The organism is Bradyrhizobium viridifuturi (assembly GCF_001238275.1).
Taxonomy (GTDB): domain Bacteria; phylum Pseudomonadota; class Alphaproteobacteria; order Rhizobiales; family Xanthobacteraceae; genus Bradyrhizobium; species Bradyrhizobium viridifuturi.
In genome coordinates, this window is the sequence record NZ_LGTB01000005.1 from 13,965 (window position 1) to 33,356 (window position 19,392).

Annotated in this window: 16 protein-coding genes and 4 pseudogenes; 8 read left to right on the forward strand and 12 right to left on the reverse strand. The window is 58.7% G+C overall.

All coding sequences use genetic code 11. The features are described 5' to 3' along the window. Window positions 1-100: 100 nt before the first annotated feature. The 12 genes and pseudogenes from ALC15_RS41500 to ALC15_RS06450 form a co-directional block, all read right to left on the reverse strand. The gene (locus ALC15_RS41500) at window positions 101-286 is read right to left on the reverse strand and encodes a hypothetical protein (protein ID WP_083992266.1); all 186 of its coding nucleotides are present in this window, start codon (window positions 284-286) and stop codon (window positions 101-103) included. Between the two features lie 1,039 nt (window positions 287-1,325). Beyond that, window positions 1,326-2,492 carry a Ulp1 family isopeptidase gene (locus tag ALC15_RS47520; RefSeq protein WP_050626553.1) on the reverse strand — a complete coding sequence of 389 codons (1,167 nt, stop codon included), beginning with the start codon at window positions 2,490-2,492 and terminating at the stop codon, window positions 1,326-1,328. Beyond that, on the reverse strand, window positions 2,399-3,577 hold the full coding sequence (locus ALC15_RS43110; protein WP_210168579.1) for a hypothetical protein: 1,179 nt from the start codon (window positions 3,575-3,577) through the stop codon (window positions 2,399-2,401). Before ALC15_RS43110 ends, ALC15_RS47520 begins: the two co-directional genes overlap by 94 nt. 216 nt (window positions 3,578-3,793) lie before the next feature. After that, window positions 3,794-4,000, reverse strand: coding sequence for a FixH family protein (locus ALC15_RS06415; protein WP_083992268.1), 207 nt, complete (start codon window positions 3,998-4,000; stop codon window positions 3,794-3,796). A gap of 25 nt (window positions 4,001-4,025) precedes the next feature. Next, window positions 4,026-5,490: pseudogene (ccoG, locus tag ALC15_RS06420) on the reverse strand (cytochrome c oxidase accessory protein CcoG); the annotation flags it as partial. Window positions 5,491-5,566: 76 nt separating this feature from the next. Then, a pseudogene (ccoP, locus tag ALC15_RS06425) lies at window positions 5,567-6,435 on the reverse strand (cytochrome-c oxidase, cbb3-type subunit III). A gap of 6 nt (window positions 6,436-6,441) precedes the next feature. Next, window positions 6,442-6,597 carry a cbb3-type cytochrome c oxidase subunit 3 gene (locus ALC15_RS06430; protein WP_050404864.1) on the reverse strand — a complete coding sequence of 52 codons (156 nt, stop codon included), beginning with the start codon at window positions 6,595-6,597 and terminating at the stop codon, window positions 6,442-6,444. Between the two features lie 22 nt (window positions 6,598-6,619). Beyond that, window positions 6,620-7,341: pseudogene (gene ccoO / locus ALC15_RS44740) on the reverse strand (cytochrome-c oxidase, cbb3-type subunit II); the annotation flags it as partial. Window positions 7,342-7,349: 8 nt separating this feature from the next. After that, window positions 7,350-8,973 (reverse strand): annotated as a pseudogene (ccoN, locus tag ALC15_RS06440) (cytochrome-c oxidase, cbb3-type subunit I). A gap of 98 nt (window positions 8,974-9,071) precedes the next feature. Further along, window positions 9,072-9,500, reverse strand: coding sequence for a hypothetical protein (locus ALC15_RS43115; protein WP_128089444.1), 429 nt, complete (start codon window positions 9,498-9,500; stop codon window positions 9,072-9,074). Between the two features lie 257 nt (window positions 9,501-9,757). Beyond that, entirely contained in the window at window positions 9,758-9,985 is a 228-nt protein-coding gene (locus ALC15_RS41510; RefSeq protein ID WP_094193730.1) for an LYR motif-containing protein, read from the reverse strand. Between the two features lie 465 nt (window positions 9,986-10,450). Beyond that, window positions 10,451-10,669, reverse strand: coding sequence for a hypothetical protein (locus ALC15_RS06450; protein WP_128089445.1), 219 nt, complete (start codon window positions 10,667-10,669; stop codon window positions 10,451-10,453). Window positions 10,670-11,660: 991 nt separating this feature from the next. On the opposite strand from ALC15_RS06450, the gene ALC15_RS45410 reads away from it, so the two are divergent. From ALC15_RS45410 to hemN, 8 genes are all read left to right on the forward strand, one after another. Continuing rightward, entirely contained in the window at window positions 11,661-11,888 is a 228-nt protein-coding gene (locus tag ALC15_RS45410; protein WP_094193710.1) for a hypothetical protein, read from the forward strand. Between the two features lie 108 nt (window positions 11,889-11,996). Continuing rightward, the gene (locus ALC15_RS06460; RefSeq protein WP_050404867.1) at window positions 11,997-13,427 is read left to right on the forward strand and encodes a PAS domain S-box protein; all 1,431 of its coding nucleotides are present in this window, start codon (window positions 11,997-11,999) and stop codon (window positions 13,425-13,427) included. Next, a complete protein-coding gene (gene fixJ, locus ALC15_RS06465) occupies window positions 13,424-14,029 on the forward strand; it encodes a response regulator FixJ (protein ID WP_050404868.1) in 606 nt (201 codons plus the stop codon). Before ALC15_RS06460 ends, fixJ begins: the two co-directional genes overlap by 4 nt. A 280-nt stretch (window positions 14,030-14,309) precedes the next feature. Beyond that, the gene (locus ALC15_RS06470; RefSeq protein WP_050404869.1) at window positions 14,310-15,140 is read left to right on the forward strand and encodes a universal stress protein; all 831 of its coding nucleotides are present in this window, start codon (window positions 14,310-14,312) and stop codon (window positions 15,138-15,140) included. Between the two features lie 627 nt (window positions 15,141-15,767). Continuing rightward, the gene (locus ALC15_RS06475) at window positions 15,768-16,448 is read left to right on the forward strand and encodes a helix-turn-helix domain-containing protein (protein ID WP_063781793.1); all 681 of its coding nucleotides are present in this window, start codon (window positions 15,768-15,770) and stop codon (window positions 16,446-16,448) included. Between the two features lie 146 nt (window positions 16,449-16,594). After that, a complete protein-coding gene (locus tag ALC15_RS41520; protein ID WP_050404871.1) occupies window positions 16,595-17,224 on the forward strand; it encodes a hemerythrin domain-containing protein in 630 nt (209 codons plus the stop codon). 137 nt (window positions 17,225-17,361) lie between these two features. Next, entirely contained in the window at window positions 17,362-17,655 is a 294-nt protein-coding gene (locus ALC15_RS06485) for a hypothetical protein (protein WP_050404872.1), read from the forward strand. A 67-nt stretch (window positions 17,656-17,722) separates the two neighbouring features. Further along, window positions 17,723-19,075, forward strand: a complete 1,353-nt coding sequence (gene hemN, locus ALC15_RS06490) for an oxygen-independent coproporphyrinogen III oxidase (RefSeq protein WP_050404873.1) — start codon at window positions 17,723-17,725, stop codon at window positions 19,073-19,075. The last annotated feature ends 317 nt before the right edge of the window (window positions 19,076-19,392 follow it).

Below are 19,392 nucleotides of genomic sequence, written 5' to 3' on the forward strand. Positions count from 1 at the left end.
TTCCACAGCAATTGGCAGGCCCTGCAAAACAATTTTAACGGACGTAAAGGGCGGCCTGCGAGCCACCCTTTTGTGCCGGCTACCAGCGCTGCCAAGTAAGCTACCGCTGATGTCCGAGTCCTATTCCGAGATTTAATGCCTTCTGGCGCAACGCAGCGACGCTGCGTTTGGTCATTTTTGCAATTTTTATGACGGGAGTCCGAGCCTTCGAATGGACTTTGAGCTCTTTGATATCTGCCTTGGTCCACTCGCGCCGCTTAACGCGTTTCTTAGTTGCTTTTTTCACAGTGAATGCTCCTTTTGAGAGGATCGGCTTGTAACATAGTTTTTTCGGAGCGACGACCGTAAAAAAGAGGCAATCATAGGAACTCGCGCCATGATACGTGTTCAGAAGACGAGGCACTCGACTATTGTAAACTTAGTACAGGTGCCGAGAGGCTTCGCCTGGTTATTCGAAGCTATGCCCGCAGACCAACATGTTGCTGGAAGGAAGCGAGCAAGCAGGGCATGGTAAGCTTGAACAAACTCCGAATCAGGCATGTTCGTGATTTGTATTAGGCGTGGAGGCTTAACGCTCGATGACCGTGACACATCGCAGCAATCCCTACCACGGTCGCCCACTAGCTTGGCGCGCTGCGCTGTCTAGACAGTCAGAGCCTTCTTGCGCTGGCGAGAACGCCGGATCGAATCTCCACTTCGCACCCGTCGTCCGGTCTCGGCTCAGAGTTGGAGGGACGAGTCTGTTGCTTTGAACGGCCAGCTTTCACCGCGCTTGACGCGGGGCGAGAAGGGCAATAGCTGCGATTGACTGCCCGCGATGATCTCTCATAGGGAGGCTTCGGCTGACATGAGGATGAGCGGCCACCGCTTCAGCCTTGATGGCGCGATCTTCCTCCAGTTTTCGTCGCGAAGAAAGCGGCCACCTTATGGGCCAAGGCGCGATACATGGCTTAACCTGACCCATCCAAAGCTGACCGACGTCGACTTTTTCCCCGCCGCGAGGCCGGCCTCAAGCTTGCCGGACAAACGACCTTGCGGTGTCTCGATAGCCAGACGTGCTGCTGAATATTTGTTGCTGATCATGGCGCATTACTGCCCGGGGAATGGAAGCTCCTGGACGAGCCGACAAGCCCGCCGATCAGCAGGTCGCCTGACCTTCACGCAATGCCATCCATGGAGCTCGCCGTGCCCGCGTTCACGCGTCGATCAGGTGGTCTCGTCGTCTGCGTACTCAGTTCTTCAAGTGAGACACTATGATGCTTTGCGAACACACCGATTGCGGATTGTCGATCGGCGAGAAGCGCATTTACAGGCGCGCGCCCTGTTCAGCTGGAGCCGACACCAGCACCTAGTCGGTCCCGCAGTGCCGGTCGACTGATGACAAGATCGGTGAGGTCCAGGTCCGGCCGTCTTGCTGCCAATCGTCTTACAAGTTCCCGAGTGCCGTCGACGACGAAGACGCCGCAGTCATAACCGTTCTGCTGCTGTCTTATCGGGGCCTGTTGCGGGTTAGCGTCGAGCCGTTCTGCGAGTTCCGCTGCGAGCCTGTCATTGTATCCTTGGGTGGAATCATAGTGATAGGCAATCGGCCGGCCCCAATTGCGGCGGTCAACCAGCAGCAGCGACCAGTGACTGCCGCGCTGATGTCTATCCGTATCGCTGGCATCGCTTACCGGCAGAAACAGGAAGTCGGCGGTATCATGGCGAATCCACCCTAATGCTCGTTCGGCGACCTCCTTGGAGGGGGATCGCAACATTTGGGCTATCAGGGGATCCACGAACCGCGTCCGAGCGGCGAGATCCGGATTGTTCTGCAACAATTCCTGCGCCAAGAGCTCATAGTCCCGCTGGATATGTTCGTCACCCAGCCATTGCGTGGGGCCCAGCACGGCGTCGCTGCGCTGGCCGGAAGAGGCAACGGTAGCCGAGGGGCCGATCTGAGCACCCGGGACGGGAGACGGGCGAGGATGATGGATGACCTGCGCACCGCGGCGTCCTAGCGGCCCCAATGGGATCGAGCGGGCCTTACCATTGACGGAGATCTGGGTTGGGTCGCTGAACTGGGTCGGCAGGACCCCGATGTTATCCAGGACATTGCGTAAGAAATCCGGCACCGGCTGGCGGCCATCCTGCCAATCCGCGTCGACTCGGTATCCGATGTCCTCAAGCTCCTGAGGTACGCCCGACCGCCCGACGACGAACGCGGGTTTACCGGCAGGGCTGAGCACCGGCGCTGACTGAGCATCGTCGCGCATCTGCTGCGGCGTGTACGGCAGATCAACGAAAGACCGAAGACCGCGGAAGGTGTCTGCCGACTGAGCTGGCCCGCCCGATGGTCCGGTGAAGAGCGGCGGTTTGGCGGCAGCCCCACCCACCGGCGCTGACTGAGCATCGTCTCTCACTTCCGGCAAAGTGTACGGCAGGTCGACGAAAGAGTCGATGCTCGGTAGATCGCCGACGACCCCTCTGGTACCGCTTCCGGCGTCGGCCACTCAAAATCGTGCGGCAGGCGCGGCGACCACGTTAAGCTCGACTCCTCGCGCCGCGGCTCCCCGCTGGCCTGCTCAGGGGAGACGCCCAGCGCTGCGTTCGCCTCGACGAGCCTTAGGTAGCTCCGAAGACGATCGAAGCCCATGTCAGCGTTTCGACTGGCTTTTTTAAAGTCCGTGTGATCGTCGTTCAACGACTTTTGCTGCTCACTGGTGCCGGTGAGCCGGCTTACTATGCTCCCTCGCCCGTTCCCCTGGAGCCAAGCGCCGAATCTGCGTTGGTTGCCGGCCAGATTTTGAACAACTTTTCTCCGGCTCGTATCCTCCGGTTTGAGCAGGCTCAGCTCTGCCTTTTCCAGGCTATCGATGATGCGGGCGTCATCGGGATAAAGATGCAGTGTGGGCGACCGGACAGCATGACCGCGGGGTTTCCGAGACGCTCGCGCTCCGGAAACGTGCTCGGCATCGCTGACCTTGCCTAACGCGAACAATAGATGCTCGTCCTTCGGGAACAACTTCTGGGCAAATTCAATGCGCGCAGCGTGGTCCAATCCGGATATCGAGTAGCCCGCAGATTTAAGGGCGTTAGAAAATCTGCGAAGACTACGATCATGGCGAGCAGCGCTGCCCGACGTCATGCCGCTGGCGTTAAGCCGCTCTGAGAGGGGCGCGTCTTCCGCTGAGGGGATCGTTCGCGGCCGCCCGCCAGAAGCTACATAGCTCGGATCATGATACGAACGAAGGATATTCACCCCCTTCTTCATGTCTTCGTCCTTTGGGAAGTAAGTCTTGACTTGACGGACCAGGGACTCGTGGTCCCCCAGAACAATCGTTAGGCGATGAGCGCCAAGATGATTTCCAAGTCGGCGAAGCGCCTGAGTATAGCGCTTAACCGTCTTCAGGTTCGGCTTTTTCTGATCCGCATATTGGGCAATCGCTTTATCGATAATGTCCCGATGTTCTGCAGAGAGATGAGGATGGTGGTTGCGGCCGCCACCAGAGACAAGACCCGGATCGGGTGGGCGCGCCTCGGCCAAGTGCTGCTCAAAGCCCGCTTGCCCGGCATGGCCGCCCTGATGCTCTTCCAAGACGGGGTGCTGCACCTGGGACCAAGCGGATACATTGGATGGATCGGAATTATACGGGTCCACGCCAGCCTCACGTCCACGAACTCAATTGAGCTGATCCTATCTGGATAGGCTTTCCAGAAGCTGACGAGGCCGTCGCTTGCGGAACAATGCATCGCCACATCCGCAAAATGAAACCGCCCCCAAGGCTCTCGATCGTCGCACCCTTCATGGGTTTCAGGACCTACCTTTCGCCGCCAGGATCTCACGCTGATAGGCGAGGCTCGCGCTGTAGGCGCTGTCAACCTCGGTTCCCGGCAACGTCGTGATGGCAAAGCGCATCATGATCAAATTGGCGCAGATCACGACCGAAAAGAAAGCGAGCATGGTGATCAGGACAAAGCGTCCGGTGATGGGCCGCGCGACTGGATTTGATGCGGTCATTGGTAAGATCCCGTCGGTAATCTTGGGGGACGACGAAGTGGTCCGTTGCGGAGGCGACCTCACCGAGGCCGATGTCGGTGACCCGAAATGTGACCGGCATCGACCGTTCCGACGTGTCGTCGGCCGGCGCGGTCACCAATAGCCGCAGTTCTGTCGTAGTATCGCGAGCCAAGACAATCGTCGGTCGTTCCACGGTCACAGAATCTACGCCGACGACGTGCACGGACGTTTGAGGTGGCCCATCGATGTGGATCGCTATGACGCGGTCGAAGCCGCGCTTGTTAAGCAAGCGTACCGTGTAGCCGTTGCGAATCGAACCATCGCTGAGCCTGACCGCCATCGGATTACGATCGTGCAGCACGTTGACGTCGAGCAGTGTTCTGGACAACAACCCATAAAGCATCATCGCACAGACGACCGAGATCAAAGACGCATATACGATCGTCCGCGGGCGCACCGGCTTGAAGAGCTCCGACTTGCCTTCCATGCGGCGCCTGATATTGATGTCGTTGTCGCAACCGATCAGGCGACCTGCGCGCCCGATCCTCTTCATGACGGCATCGCAGGCGTCGATGCATAGCCCGCACTGGATGCAGCCGAGCTGGGCGCCGTTGCGAATATCGACGCCGGTCGGACAGACCGCCGCGCATTGATTGCAGTCGATGCAGTCTCCGATCTTTCCACCGCGCGCGCAGATCGAATGACCTCTTCAATGAGCAGCGCTGTTCGCCGCGATCGTATTTGTATGTGACATTGAGTGCCCACTCATCGGTGAGCGCGGCCTGGATGCGCGGCCAAGGGCACATATACACGCAAACCTGTTCGCGCATGTAGCCGGCCAACAAGTATGTCGTAACGGTCAGGATCCCGATCCAGATATAGGCGATCGCGGGCGCCTGGAACGTCGCCAGATCGCGCACCAATGTATGCGCATCGACAAAGTAGAGCGCCCAGGCACCACCGGTCCACCAAGCGATCATCAGCCACACCACGTGCTTTAGCACGCGCTTTGCCGCCCGCTCCACTGTCATCGGGCGTGCAGCAGCCCTCAGCCGGTCGCGACGGTCGCCCTCGACCCAACGCTCTACCGCATAGAACAGGTCGGTCCATGCCGTTTGCGGACAGAGATAGCCGCACCAAATACGTCCGCCCAGAGCGTTCATCAAGAATAGTGCCAGCGCCGCAAGCACGAGCAGCCCGGTGACGTAATAAAGCTCCTGCGGCCACAGCTCGATGAAGAAAAAGTAGAACCGCCGGTTCGGAAAATCGAGCAACACCGCCTGGTCGGGGGCGACCAAGCCACGACGCCAACGCACGAACGGCAGCAAATAGTAGATGCCGAGACACACCACCATCAGCCGCCATTTGATGGTGCGGAAATTGCCGCAGACGCTCTGCGGATGGACTTTCTTATGAGCTGTATAGAGAGGCCCATCTTCGCCGATCGGCGGGTCATCGCGCGGACCAGTCTTGTTCAGGGCTAGCTTCATGGCCGACCTTACATCTGGCACGGGTGACTGACTTAGAGCCTCGTCTATGGGCCGGTGGCTTCTCGGCTCATCTCACCTATTGTCCACCACCGAGCGAGTGCACATAGACCGCAAGCGCCTTGATCGTGATGGGATCGAACCGCCCGCTCCAGGCCGGCATGATGCCCGCGCGGCCATAACTGATCGTCTCGATCAGCGTCTCCTCGTCCGAGCCGTACAACCAAATGTGGTCCGTCAGATTCGGCGCGCGAGCTCCTGGTTGCCTTTGGCATTCTCGCCATGGCAGGCCGCACAATTGTCGGCAAAGATCCTTGCGCCGGCCGCGGCATCGAAAGTGGCGACTGTTGACAGGCCAGACAGCGATCGCACGTAATTCGCTACCGTGGCGATCTCATCTTTCCTGAGGATGCCGTCGCGGCCGAAGGCCAGCATTTGCCCCCCATGGGCCTGGGCATGGCCGGACCGTGCGCCGAACTGGATGGTCTGCTGGATCTGATCGAGCGATCCGCCCCACAACCAGTCATCGTCGTTGAGATTGGGATAACCCTTGGCACCTGCGCCGCCGCTGCCATGGCATGGCGCGCAATTGTCTGCGAACACCGTCTTGCCCCGGGCACGGGCCAGTGCCAGCAGGGCCGGGTCCGTCTCGATCTCTGTCAGAGACACTTTGCCGAGAACTGCCATCTTCTCCGCCCGCAGCTTCTCGAGCCCGGCAAGATCATTGGCGACGCTCGCGCGGGCCGAATAATGAAATACGCCGGTCGTGTAGCTAGAGAGGAGCGGCCAGGCCGGATAGACGACCCAATAGGCGATCGCCCAAAGAACGGTGGCGTAGAAGGTCGAGATCCACCAGCGCGGCAGCGGCGTGTTGAGCTCTTTTATGCCATCCCATTCGTGCCCCGTCGTGGAGCGGCCGGAAATCTGATCGAAGTCGCGGTCAGTCATGGCCTGTCAATCCCGGCACAGCGGCAAGCGCGCCGCAGAGTCAAAACGCCGCTTATTGCCAGGCCACAGCGCATAAACAACAATGGCCATGAAGATGCCGACAAACAACGGCGTCCAGAGACTTACGACGAAGCTTGACGCCAGGTTCTCGACGGCTTTCATCACACGATCCTTCAGCGCAGATTGCTTTTTCGTCGTAGAGCTTGAAATCGATCAGCGTTCCGAGCATCTGCAGGTAGGCGATGAGCGCATCGAGTTCGGTCGGATTGCCAACGCTTCCGTCGAAATTGCGCACAGCCGCCTTCGGATGCGCTTCTGGAACGAGGCTCGGTCCGCGCTGTCAGGATCGAGCTGGGTCTTCAAGTCAGTGACCGCGTTCTTGATCTGATCTTCGGTATAGGGCACACCGACCGCCCGGTTGGTGCGCAGCTGTGCGGCCATGTCGGTCAGGTCGAGCTCGGTGTGCGCCAGCCTCGAGTATCCGGGCATGACCGACCGCGGGACGATGGCCCGCGGATTGGTCAGATGCGTGACGTGCCATTCATCGGAATATTTCGCGCCGACGCGTGCGAGGTCCGGGCCGGTACGCTTCGAGCCCCATTGAAACGGGTGATCATACATGCTCTCGGCGGCCAGCGAGTAATGTCCGTAGCGCTCGACCTCGTCACGCAATGGCCGGATCATCTGCGAGTGACAAACATAGCAGCCTTCGCGGCACGTAGATGTTGCGGCCTGCAAGCTCAAGCGGGGTATATGGTCGTACGCCCTCCACGACCTCGATCGTACTCTTGAGGTAGAACAGCGGCGTGATCTCGACCAGTCCCCCAATCGCGATCACGGCAAGGATGCTGCGATCAGGATGATCGAGTTCTTCTCAAAGATCTTGTGTCGGTTCCAAAGAGACATGCGATGGCCTATTCCGCGACTTGGAGCGCTCCAGTGTCCTTGATTTGATCGGTCTGCTTTGCATTCACGGTCATCCAGAGATTGGCGGCCATGATCAGCGCACCAATCAGGAACATTGCGCCGCCCGCGGCGCGAATGATGTAGAAGGGATGCATAGCCTCGACCGACTCAATGAAGGAGTATTCGAGGAAACCTAGCGGGGTATAGCGCGCCACATCAGGCCTTGCAGGACACCAGACACCTACATCGCCGAGATGTAGAGCACGATCCCGATCGAGGCGATCCAGAAGTGCCAGTTGACGAGCTTGAGGCTGTACAGCTCGCGATTCCAAAGCCAGGGAATCAGGCAATAGAGCGCACCGAACGACACAAAGCCTACCCAACCCAGCGCGCCGGAATGCACGTGGCCGACGGTCCAGTCGGTGTAATGACTGAGCGAATTGACGACCTTGATTGCCATGGTCGGTCCCTCAAACGTCGACATGCCATAAAAGGCAACGGAGACCACGAGCATGCGGAGCACCGGGTCTGTGCGCAGCTTGTCCCACGCACCCGAGAGCGTCATCAGGCCGTTGATCATGCCACCCCATGAAGGCATCCACAGCATGATCGAGAACGTCATGCCCAGAGTCTGCGTCCAATCGGGCAGCGCGGTGTAATGTAGATGGTGAGGGCCCGCCCAGATGTAGAGAGGAAGATCAGCGCCCAGAAGTGAATGATCGAGAGGCGGTAGGAATAGACCGGGCGCTCGGCTCTCTTCGGAATGAAGTAGTACATGATCGCCAGAAAGCCGGCGGTCAGGAAGAAACCGACCGCGTTTTGACCGTACCACCACTGAAACATGGCGTCCTGCACACCGCCCCGGGCGATTAGGATTTCGAACCGAACACGGAGACCGGTAATGCGGGATTGTTGCCGAGGTGGAGCACCGCAATGGTGACGATAAAAGCGAGATAGAACCAGTTGGCGACGAAAATGTGCGGCTCTTTCCTTTTCACCAATGTCGCCAGGAACACGATGAGATAAGTGACCCAGACGATGGTGAGCCAGAGATCGGCGTACCATGCGGGCTCGGCGTATTCCTTTGACTGGGTGGCGCCGAACAGGTAGCCGGTGCCTGCGATCAGGATGAAAAAATTATAGCCAACTACCACGAACCATGGCGCAAGATCGCCGGCGAGGCGCGTGCGGCAGGTCTTCTGCACGACGTAGAAGGAGGTCGCGATAAGCACGTTTCCGCCAAACGCAAAGATCACGGCCGACGTGTGCAGCGGGCGGAGTCGGCCGAAGCTCGTCCAAGGCAGATCGAAATTCAGTGCGGGCCACGCAAGTTGCGAGGCGATAAAAACGCCGACTGAAACGCCTGCGATACCCCAGAACATCGCCATCACTGAGGCAACTTTGATCGGAGCGAGATTGTAAATTCGGCCGGCCCTTGATCTGCGCCGGCGGCAATTGCGCCGGGCGTTCATAGTAGCGATTGAGGATAACGCTTGCGGCGGCCAGGCTGGCGGCGGAAGCGAGCAATGCGTGGAAGCTAAATGCAGAATCGTGCCCCACCGCCCCTGCGAAATAGCAAACGTGGGCAGAAACGGCGAATACCGACATCAGGCCTGCTTCACCCATGGTCATGGATTTCGCGGTGAGGGGTGGGCTTGGCATGTCTTGGCCTCTTTGAAAACGGATTGCCAGGAGATCACATTTCGGGGGGACGGGTTGATCGAGCGCGATCAATCGCCAAAATGCTGCGGAGTGCCGCCGATCTCACGCGCGAGCGCGCGCAGAGTATGTTCGTTGGGACAACCTTTGAGGGGATTTACAGGCTTATACCGTTCGAGGTCGGCCGCGCAGCGGATCCTGGTCTGACACAGGCCGCATACCCGCTGCAAATCGTGCAACACGTCTCCATAGCGGGCGGCCAGCGCATTCTCGGAGAAGCCTGCAAGTGCGAGGCGCTTGCTTAAGAGTTCAGGAGAGCCCGCACTTAGCGCCATCTTTCGAAAGTCGGGCGTCGACAGATTAAGTTCACGTGCGATCGCGTCGATGTCCTGCGCGCTCAAATAGGCCAATTCGGCGGTCCGGGACAGCTTCGCTCGGAATCGGGTGAGCAGATACTTGAACCCCCAAGGGCGACGGACATATCCAGATTGGCCAACCATGTGTCATCCCCTCAGAGCAACCATAGCCGCCCGCGGCAGACTTGTTTTTGACATCCATCAAATAAGGCTCGTCTGTGGGAGAAAATCGGCGGAGCGGAGGATGTCGCGGACAAGAGGGCCCGGCTGCTCAATTGGCGGCAGCATCGCGATGCTGTTGCCTCGATCGCCGCTCGGGAAGACGTTTTGCAAGTCTGGTGCCCGGATTCGCGGAGTGTCTATACGATCAAAATTCGTATACCTCCCTCGCCGAGCTCGGGTTAGCCACCCCATGCCGGGGGCAATGCAAGCGGGGTTCGAAGCTCCATCGCATCGGCGAAGATGGTCCAATCGCGGACACCTTTTTGCTTGCAGAAATCAGTTTCTGCCTGCTGTGCAGCAGCACTCAGCGAGGGCGCATCCACCCGGAACGCTGCCCGACAGGCACGATGCTCGTGGCCGGTATCGTCACAAACGGTCTTGATGAACCGAACGTTAAATGAAGGCATGACACCCCCTGTTCCTGTGCGTTTCCTCATGTTGCATTCTGCCAGCCGCACCAGGCGAGTATGTGATTTGTCTCAAGCAGCACCGAAAAAGATTCTCGCTCCATCGAGATAAGGTCGAGACTTGGGCAGGTGATATGAGTGCTCTTTCGTCCGAAGAAGCTCCAAATCAACAAGCGTCGGTTTGGCGGATCACATCTGGTTGAGGTCGCTCAGGAACCACAGCTCTCGTCTTCCCGTGCGTTGGGCCGGCAGAGTTGAGGCGCGGATCCAGAATATTCTCATGAGACGGTTGGGCAGATGGCGATGATCGATCGATCCCAACTTCAATCGCCGAGAATGTGGGAGCTTGTGCCGCCGCGAAACTTGCACGGTACTTGGTCGTCTCGCAAGGCATTCCCGACCGCTCCGCCTGATTGCGAGGCAGCGCGGGCAAAGGTATTTTCGACCGGAACCGGCGGCCGAAGATTACCGGCGGCGGCTAGAACTGCTCGCGCGTGGGCAAATGAGGCGAAGCGGCTTGATCTCGCTCGTGATGGTCCATCCTATCGCAGCAACCGCAAAGCCGATGATCAGGCTGGCCGCAGCCAAGGTTTCGATAAGCCCAAGCTTAAAGACTTCCGCGCCATACCCGATAACTACGATCAGCGCGGGCAAGACCAACGACAATGTGAGGCGAGCAATCAACTTACCATCTCCTTCGACTCTCGCAGCTCAGTGACACGCGCTCGTCATGATGCAATGCGCGTGCGCTGAGCAGCCTGAACATTTGCACATTGCGCGTCCTAGATTTTGATTTTCGTCAAACCCGCTACATGCTGGCGTATTGTGTGATCGATGCGCGCCTCCGCCGGATGACCCGGTTTGCTACGTGTTACCGGCAACGCACCGACAGTTGCCACTCGCCCTTGACCCGTTCTGGACGTGCATCAGCTTCTTTTTGACCTGCATCAATACAGCGGTTCCGGCTTGAGATAGAAAGGACGTACCAGTCAAGCTCAGACACGTGGCAGATTGAAAGACTTGGCGCCCTATCATCTTTTCGCCTACAAATACTGGCAAGTCGGCTCAAGGACTGCCGGACGCACCCGAGCGAAGTGCACCCGGTCGCCTGCGCCGCGTGTGATGCTGGCCACTTCATCGACCCGCGGATCGGTACGATGCTCTGGCCGAGCGCAGCTGGTCCATCTGAATGCCATCGAGCGAATTCGGGCGTCATACCGTTCCCGCACGGACACGCCGCCTGGCTCGCAAGAGCACGTTCGACGGCATCAAGAGTCCACGCCCCACGCTGACTTCGTGGGACGGGGAAACGTCCGACCGACAAAGGATGTTCGACATGACAGACCACGGCGACAATTGTCCCGCCGCGGCCACGCTGGCGGGAACTGCAGTCCACTCCAGCTGCTGTCCAACAGAATTCAATAACAACCGGCGCTGGCTCGAACGGGTCCGGTTTGACTCGACCGGATTCCGGGAACTGCTTCGCAACCCTCATACCTCGGTTGGCGATCGGATCACGTCCCAGCACGATCCGATCGGCGGTTGCTACGTCTCAAAGCATCCGGACCATAACTGGCTTGATCGAGACCATGCGCCGCTTGGGCGAGATCAGGCTGAGCTTGTTGGCGCAGCGGCCGAGCGATCTCGGCGCTAGTATTCGGAAGGTTACCTGATTTTGTCAGTCGGCGGCGATGAACACCGTCCAGGGTCTATTGGCAAACTGACCTGGGAGCGAATTGAAACGGCGCCCTTTGACCGGGAGCTGGAGATCGCGGTGATCGAGGGTCATGCCATTCACCGGCTGGTCTTTCCTTGTCGACGGATCTTCGGCGGCTGGATCAAGGCTATGACCGGAGAGCACGTCGCTGTACAGCCGACGCACTGGCGCATCTGGCCGAGATAGCGGCGCCGCCCTGCACAATAGGTAGCGCAACGAAACGCAGCTGCATCCGGCCTCCTCACATAGACAAGCTACGTACACTCGATCGAACGAGAGGGTCTGCCCGGAAACATGTCCGACCACATTTGGTACCACTATGTCACAGCCGCGGCGGCCGCCGCGCTGGCGGTCGTGCTTCGTGCGGCGCTGGATCCGTATCTTCAGGACCGCACGGCCACGATCATCTACCTTCCAGTCATCGTTTTTGCCGCTTTCGCTGGTGGCCGCGGACCGGCCATCTTCGCCACGCTGCTCTGCCTCATCATCAGCGCGGCATGTCTTGGGAACAACCTCATCTCCGATTCCGCAAACATGATCGATATAGCCGGACTCGCGATAGTTGGCCCCCTGCTCGGCTTCATGGGCGATCGGCTGCGGCGAGAATCAGAGCAGGCACGGTACCGGCAAGCCCATCTGCAGTCGATCCTGGACACCGTGCCGGAAGCCATGATCGTGATTGACGAGAGAGGAATCATCCGCTCGTTCAGTGCCGCGGCGGTGCGTTTATTCGGTTGGTCTCCGGACGAAGTGGTCGGAGCGAATGTATCCGGGTTAATGCCGCAACCCTACCGCGCCGAGCATGACCGCTACATTGAACGCTATCTGACTACCGGAGAGCGGCGCATTATGGGCCTCGGCCGTATCGTGGTCGGCGAGCGAAGCGACGGCTCGACCTTTCCGATGGAGCTTGCCGTCGGTGAGGGCAAAGTGCGCGGCGAACGATTCTTTACCGGCTTCATCCGAGACCTCACCGAACGGCGAGCGCAAGAACGCCGATTGCAGGAACTACAATCTGAGCTCGTACACGTCTCGCGGTTGACCGCCATGGGAGAGATGGCCTCGTCTATTGCCCACGAGATCAACCAACCGCTCTCCGCAATCACAAACTACATGCGCGGCGCCAAGACGCTGCTGGCATCAGACAAGCCGGACGCCAATCGTATTGCTGATGCCATCGAAAATGCCACCCAGCAAGCGCTGCGCGCCGGCGAAATCATCAAGCGCCTGCGGGAATTCGTCGCCAAAGGCGAGACGGAGCACACAATGGAGAATCCGCTCACTATGCTTGAAGAGGCGGTCGCTCTGGCCTTGCTCGGCGCCAAGGATCAAGGCGTGCGGGTGACGATCCACAGCGATCGCGATCTGCCATCGATGATCGTGGACAAGATCCAGATCCAGCAGGTCGCGCTGAACCTGATACGAAACGCGATCGAGGCGATGGCTTCCGGCCCGCGTCGCGAATTGACCGTCGGAGTTGCCAAAATCGACGGCCTCGCCAGGTTTACCGTCGCCGATACCGGTTCTGGCATCAGCCCTGATATCGCCGACCGCCTGTTCCAGCCCTTTGTCACGACCAAAGAGCATGGCATGGGTGTCGGACTATCAATCTGCCGGACGATCATCGAGTCCCATGGCGGCCACATCGCTGTAGAAGCCAATCCGGGCGGCGGCACGGTCTTTCAGTTTACCCTGCCATTTGCGGAGGCTGATGAAGAAGCATGACCATGCGGCGCGTTCTTGTGATCGACGATGACGCCGCGATGCGGGACTCACTCGCGTTTCTGCTTGATGTTAAAGGCTTCTACGTGGCAACCTATGAGACGGCGAGCGGCTTTCTCAGTGACGCCGCGAGCGGTCCGGTTGACTGCATTGTGTCGGACATCCGCATGCCCGGCATGAGCGGCCTGGAACTGGTCCGCAAGCTGAAGGCCGATCGCGTCGACTGTCCCGTCATCCTGATAACTGGTCATGGCGACGTAACGCTGGCGGTCGAAGCGATGAAAGCGGGTGCGGTCGACTTCATCGAGAAGCCCTTCGAAGACGAGGTGCTATTCCGTGCGATCAATAGCGCCTTGGAAGCACGGCCAACCAGGCCAGCGGACGATACGGCGAAACTGCAGGCCGAAGCCCGCCTGGCAGACCTCTCATCGCGCGAGCGTGATGTCCTGCAGGGACTACTGGCCGGCAAGATCAACAAGGTGATCGCCCATGATCTTGGTATCAGCCCGAGAACGGTCGAGGTTTACCGGGCGAACGTCATGGCAAAGACCAATGTTCGCAGCATGTCCGAGTTGATGCGAATAGCTATCGCCGCCGGTCTCTAGCAACATCGCAAGCGACGGAATGCCCTATTCAAGCGACCGGCTGTCCGTTTCAACTGAGCAGATCGCGCCGAGAAGGTCATGTTGCTGATGCGGTGGAGCTTTAAATCGCCTGCGGATTCTTTGCGGAGCGTAAATCGTGCAACACAGGCGAGTACTATTCCTGGCCGTGGACTATTATGAGGCCCGCTCCTTGCCAGTTTGTTCGTGCTCAAGAACATGCGGATCATTTGAGGGCTCGGATTCTTCCGAGGCAGCAGGTCTTTGACTTCGGAGAACAACAATGCTCGGGAACATACTGGTCCACCTTCCAACAGAGCTCCCGGTGCGGGCTGCAATCACCGGCTCGATTTCCTTCGCACAGAGTACCGGCGCGCATCTTGACGTTATAGCCATCGGCTACGAGAGAACAATTATTCCGCTTCTTGCAATTGGCGTAACGGCGGTTACTTCTGTTTTCGAGGTTGAGCAGTCGCGTGCGTTGGAGCGGGCCGAAGCAGCACTTCATGCCTTCGATCTACAGGCACGGAATACCGGCATTTCCTATACGAGTCGCGCGCTGAGCGCGCTTCCAACCGACGCGCGCCGGATCATCTGCGCGAGCGCGCGAGTCCACGACATGACAATCGTTACCCAGCCTCAGGGCGGCTACGATAGTTGCGACAATCTGATACTCAGGGGGATCCTTTCCCGGGCTGGCGGGCCAGTTCTGTATCTGCCACCAACCTTCGACGGCGCCTTCTCGATCAGACGAGTAGGGATTTGTTGGGACGGCAGCCGCCGTGCGGCGCGTGCGTTGCACGACGCAACGCCACTTTTGTGTAAAGCCGATATCCTCACCATCATCGCGACCACCGCCCCGGACAAAGTCCCCGCAGAGAGTTCCACCGCGCATCTGGGAGAGTATCTCGCAAAATCAGGACTTCCTGCGAGGATCGTGTCACTTCCGGCATCCCGGGCAGCGCGGCGCGCTCTCCCGTCGCTTGCGACCGACGAGAGCCTCGACCTGCTGGTGATGGGAGGCTACGGTTGCTCTCAGCTGCAGGAGAGGCTGCTCGGCACCGCCAGCCATATGCTCCGCGGGATCAACATCCCGGTCCTGATGTCACAGTGAGGCGGTACGGGCGGCACGTCGCCGGATCCGCGAAGATGCCATCAAAATGCTGTCGCGATCGGCGCATCCGACGATGCCCGACCTCGACATCAGGCTAGATCACGATTGTCCTTCGGTTCCTACGATTGCGGAGTGCCGGCAGAGCGGACTGTTGAGCCAGGACAACATGTCACGCGAGCCTAGCTCTATGATTCAATTTCCAACTCGGACCACATGAAGTGACGGCCGGGCCGTCGTCCACGTCGATGAGCATACATGGATCCTCATGATCCCGGCTGGCCACTCAAGGCTGACCAGGATCAGAGTCATGATTTGCAGGAGACTTCCTGCGCCGGGCTGAGAGTGACGGTGGGGATAGCTCTTGGAACTCTCCACCGGTGTGGCCGTGCGCTTTCGATTGTTTTCGTGGCGGCCTGCCAGGTCAGCCTTCTGATTCAAAGCTGGCCCAATTGATTTGAGCATGTTCGAGTAGCAGGGGACCGGCGTCGCGCGTCGTTCAAGAGGAACTCAATCATGAGCTTACGCGTAACTACCTAGTGGCTTCTACTTAGGTAAAACATCTGGATTTCACAGTTTGTCAGGAGCGGCCAATCTGCGTGTCATCGACGTTCGCAAGCAAAGTTCGCCATGCACGCCTGGGCCGCCAGCTTTCCTGAGACCAGCCGCCATCCACCCAACGCCTTGGGTGGGAAATCCAATCGTGGACCGCTTGGTATGATTGCGACACCGATGCGGTTCACACGCAATAGCGAGATTTACGGAGAGGATGAATCAGCTGAATACCTTTATCAGGTGGTATCGGGGGCTGTGCGAACCTACAAAATTCTGGAGGACGGACGTCGTCAGATCGGCGCATTTTATTTGCCTGGTGACATCTTCGGCTTTGAGGCCGAAGAAAGCCATATCTCTTCGGCCGAGGCGATCTGCGAGACGCACCTGCTCATGGTGAAGCGCACCGCTGTCATCTTTCGCGCCAGCCACCAGAGGGAACTCGCTAGGCAGCTCTGGGACGCGATGGCGCTTGAGCTCCGCCGCTTCCAGGCGCATTCGATGCTCCTGATCAGCAGCGCAGAAGAACGGGTCATCGCGTTCCTGCTCGACATATCCCGCCGCACCACGGAGAACGCGGCCATCGATCTACCCATGTCACGGCAGGATGTTGCAGATTACCTTGGCTTGACCATCGAGACGGTGTCGCGCACTTTCACTCAGCTTGAGCAGAATGGCGCGATCGCCCTGCCGACCACGCGCCGAGTTGAGCTCCGCAAGGACACATTGTCCAACCGCTTTGCGCAGAACTTTGGCTAACGTGATTTGCGCCGGCTCCAGGCTAGGCGGCGCACGCCTCTGTGCTCCGAGCCGGCTGGACAATACAGCGAAGGACATCCAACTGCGGCTTGGGAAACCGGGCACAAATCGCCGCCAGTTTACATTTTCCTCCATGGAGCACCGCAATGATCATCGGTCGCTTGCTTCGAGAGCATCGTAATATCGATCTTCTTTTGGTCGCCCTTCAACGCGAATTGGAGATTTTTGAGGAAGGACATCGTCCGGACTATGAGGTGATTCGCGCGATTATCAGCTATTTTGAGGTTTACCCCGAGGTGTACCATCATCCTCAAGAGGACTTGATCTTTTCCAAGCTCAAGAGGTGCGATCCGGATGGGGCCGCACTGGTCGGCGATCTCGCGCATGAGCATCAGGAAGTCATCGACCGCTTGCACCACTTCGCTCGCGCAATTGACGGTGTCCTGGCAGATCGTGAAGTCTTTCGGCAAGACGTCGGCAAGATCGTACGCGACTTTATAGTATGCGAGCGGCACCACATGATGTGGGAAGAACGGGACTTCTTCCCCGCCGCCGTTGCGGCTTTATCGGCTCAGGATTGGGCCGAAGTCGCTTCCGCCCTCACCGATCACGGAGATCCGCTATTCAGCGAGACAGCTGAAGCGGCCTCCGATGCGTTGAGAGCGCATATTCTACAATTGGAACAAGAAGCTGAGGCCGAACGGAGCGCACTTGCGTTTTCGAGCGCGTTGGCCGGCAACCCGCGACACAATGCGGAGAGGGAGGGGCCACACTGACCGCTGCCGCATTCGGCAGGAAATGGACATCATTCATGGGGCTCAAATGAAGATCGCCTCGCCGGCTCTCAGATCGAGCACAGGCGATATGCTTCTCCGCCCGATGATCGTTTGCTCTAACTGGCGGCGCAAGCGGCATGGCCGACGTTAAAGGCGGTCTGATTCGGCATAAGGCAGTGACCGTAACAGGCTCGGCCACGAGCATTGGCATCGCGCGAACGGACATTTCTGAGCAGAGCTGTCCGACGTCAATTAATGGTTCGTTTGCTGCTTCGTTTCGTCCGGTTTTCTCGCTCGATCTGACCATGATGGGAGGTGCATTTCCAAGAAAGCTCATCCTTGCCGCGGACCGCTTCATCACAATTCAAAATATGATGTATGCGCCGTTGGCATGCCCCACCGGCCAGCCCATCAGTAACCGCGATATTTGAGGCAGCGCAAAGCTTACCAAGCCCCTGTCCGATAATCGGGCGCCCAGAGAGCGAGAGAGGCATCGCAATGCGACCGGACCTAGCACAATTCTACGGGCAGCACCGACTACCGCGCTACACCAGCTATCCGAGCGCCCCTCACTTCTCGGCATCAGTTCGGGAGCTCGACTATCAAGCTTGGCTCAAGTCTCTCGATGGCCAGCAGTCCGCCTCTCTCTACGTGCACGTGCCATTTTGCCGAAGCATGTGTTGGTACTGCGGCTGCCATACATCCGTCACGAAACGCGACGATCCGATCGCGATCTATACAGCTGGATTGCGCACTGAAGCCTACCTCGTTGCAGATGCCATTGGCCAACGACAGGCAATCTCTCATATTCACTTCGGCGGCGGCACGCCGACGATCCTGACACCTGAAGCATTCGCCGATTTGGTCGGCTCGTTGCGTTATTCGTTCGCCATTCTGCCTAATGCTGAGATCGCCGTCGAGATTGATCCCCGCAAGTTGAGCAATGCGATGGCGGAAGCCCTGGGCTATAGCGGGGTCAACAGGGCAAGCCTTGGCGTGCAGAGCTTCGACCCAATCGTCCAACAGGCCATCAACCGCCGGCAGAGCTTCGAACAGACCGCAATTTCGGTCGAGCGGTTACGCCACGCCGGCATTTGCCGGATCAATTTCGACCTGCTGTATGGGCTGCCCGGGCAGACGGTCGATTCGTGCCTGGATACCGTCGGCAAATGCCTCGAATTATATCCGGACCGGTTTTCGGCTTTTGGTTACGCGCACGTCCCAACCTTCAAGAAGCATCAACGCAAGATCGACGAATCCACTCTGCCCGACAGTGTCGAGCGCTATTTCCAATCCGAGATGGTAGCTCACACTTTGGTTGACGCTGGATACGTACGCGTAGGCCTCGATCACTTCGCCCTGCCGCATGACAATCTCGCTGTGGCAGCGAAGCAAGGCAGATTGCGCCGCAATTTCCAGGGATATACTGACGATAGCGCAGTTGCGCTTATTGGCCTCGGTTCTAGCGCCATCGGCCGGCTGCAGCAGGGGTTCGTCGCGAATGCTGTCTCGACCAGGGACTACCTCGCTCGCATCACCGAGGATCGGCTCGCGGCCGCGAAAGGCTATTTGTTGACTGATGATGATCGCTATCGGGCGGAGATCATCGAACGAATTATGTGCGACATGACAATCGATCTCTCCGAGACGTCTCGCCGTCACGGCAGGGATCCGAATTCGGCTGTTGTCGATCGGCCCGGGCTCGACAGCCTTATCGCAGATGGCGCCGTCGTAGTCGAAGATGGCCGGCTTTCCGTAGTCGATGGCGCGCGGTTTCTGGTCCGGAACGTCGCCTCCGCGTTCGACGCTCACCTCGCTCGATGCGGGGCTATGCACAGCGCGGCGGTCTAATCGTGTGAGCGGCGGGCCTGCCACTCTAGCAATCCGCACTTCGGTCACCAGTGAACTGGCTTATGCCCGGTGCGGGCCGATCTCGTGATCGTGGATCATCCTATTTGTCCACCACTTTCATGGTCGCGCGTATCGATCCGCCCATCCATTCCGAACAGGTTCCCAAACCTTCGTTACAGTGGAACCGGACAGATTGCCTGCGCAGCCAGACAGGATCATGCATCGGTTGCTCGAGTACTTCTTGCAGTCGCGTTTGCTCGCATGGTCGCGCTGATCCGGCGGCAAGAAAGCGCCGCCAATTGCATTCGCCTTGGTCG

Coding starts and splice junctions, on each gene's coding strand:
- ALC15_RS06415 (WP_083992268.1), bottom strand. CDS start 4,000: ATGACCGCATCAAATCCAGTCGCGCGGCCCATCACCGGACGCTTTGTC.
- ALC15_RS06430 (WP_050404864.1), bottom strand. CDS start 6,597: ATGAAAGCCGTCGAGAACCTGGCGTCAAGCTTCGTCGTAAGTCTCTGG.
- ALC15_RS06475 (WP_063781793.1), top strand. CDS start 15,768: ATGCACGCCTGGGCCGCCAGCTTTCCTGAGACCAGCCGCCATCCACCC.
- ALC15_RS06460 (WP_050404867.1), top strand. CDS start 11,997: ATGTCCGACCACATTTGGTACCACTATGTCACAGCCGCGGCGGCCGCC.
- hemN (WP_050404873.1), top strand. CDS start 17,723: ATGCGACCGGACCTAGCACAATTCTACGGGCAGCACCGACTACCGCGC.
- ALC15_RS41520 (WP_050404871.1), top strand. CDS start 16,595: ATGATCATCGGTCGCTTGCTTCGAGAGCATCGTAATATCGATCTTCTT.
- ALC15_RS41510 (WP_094193730.1), bottom strand. CDS start 9,985: ATGCCTTCATTTAACGTTCGGTTCATCAAGACCGTTTGTGACGATACC.
- ALC15_RS43115 (WP_128089444.1), bottom strand. CDS start 9,500: ATGGTTGGCCAATCTGGATATGTCCGTCGCCCTTGGGGGTTCAAGTAT.
- fixJ (WP_050404868.1), top strand. CDS start 13,424: ATGACCATGCGGCGCGTTCTTGTGATCGACGATGACGCCGCGATGCGG.
- ALC15_RS06470 (WP_050404869.1), top strand. CDS start 14,310: ATGCTCGGGAACATACTGGTCCACCTTCCAACAGAGCTCCCGGTGCGG.
- ALC15_RS06485 (WP_050404872.1), top strand. CDS start 17,362: ATGGCCGACGTTAAAGGCGGTCTGATTCGGCATAAGGCAGTGACCGTA.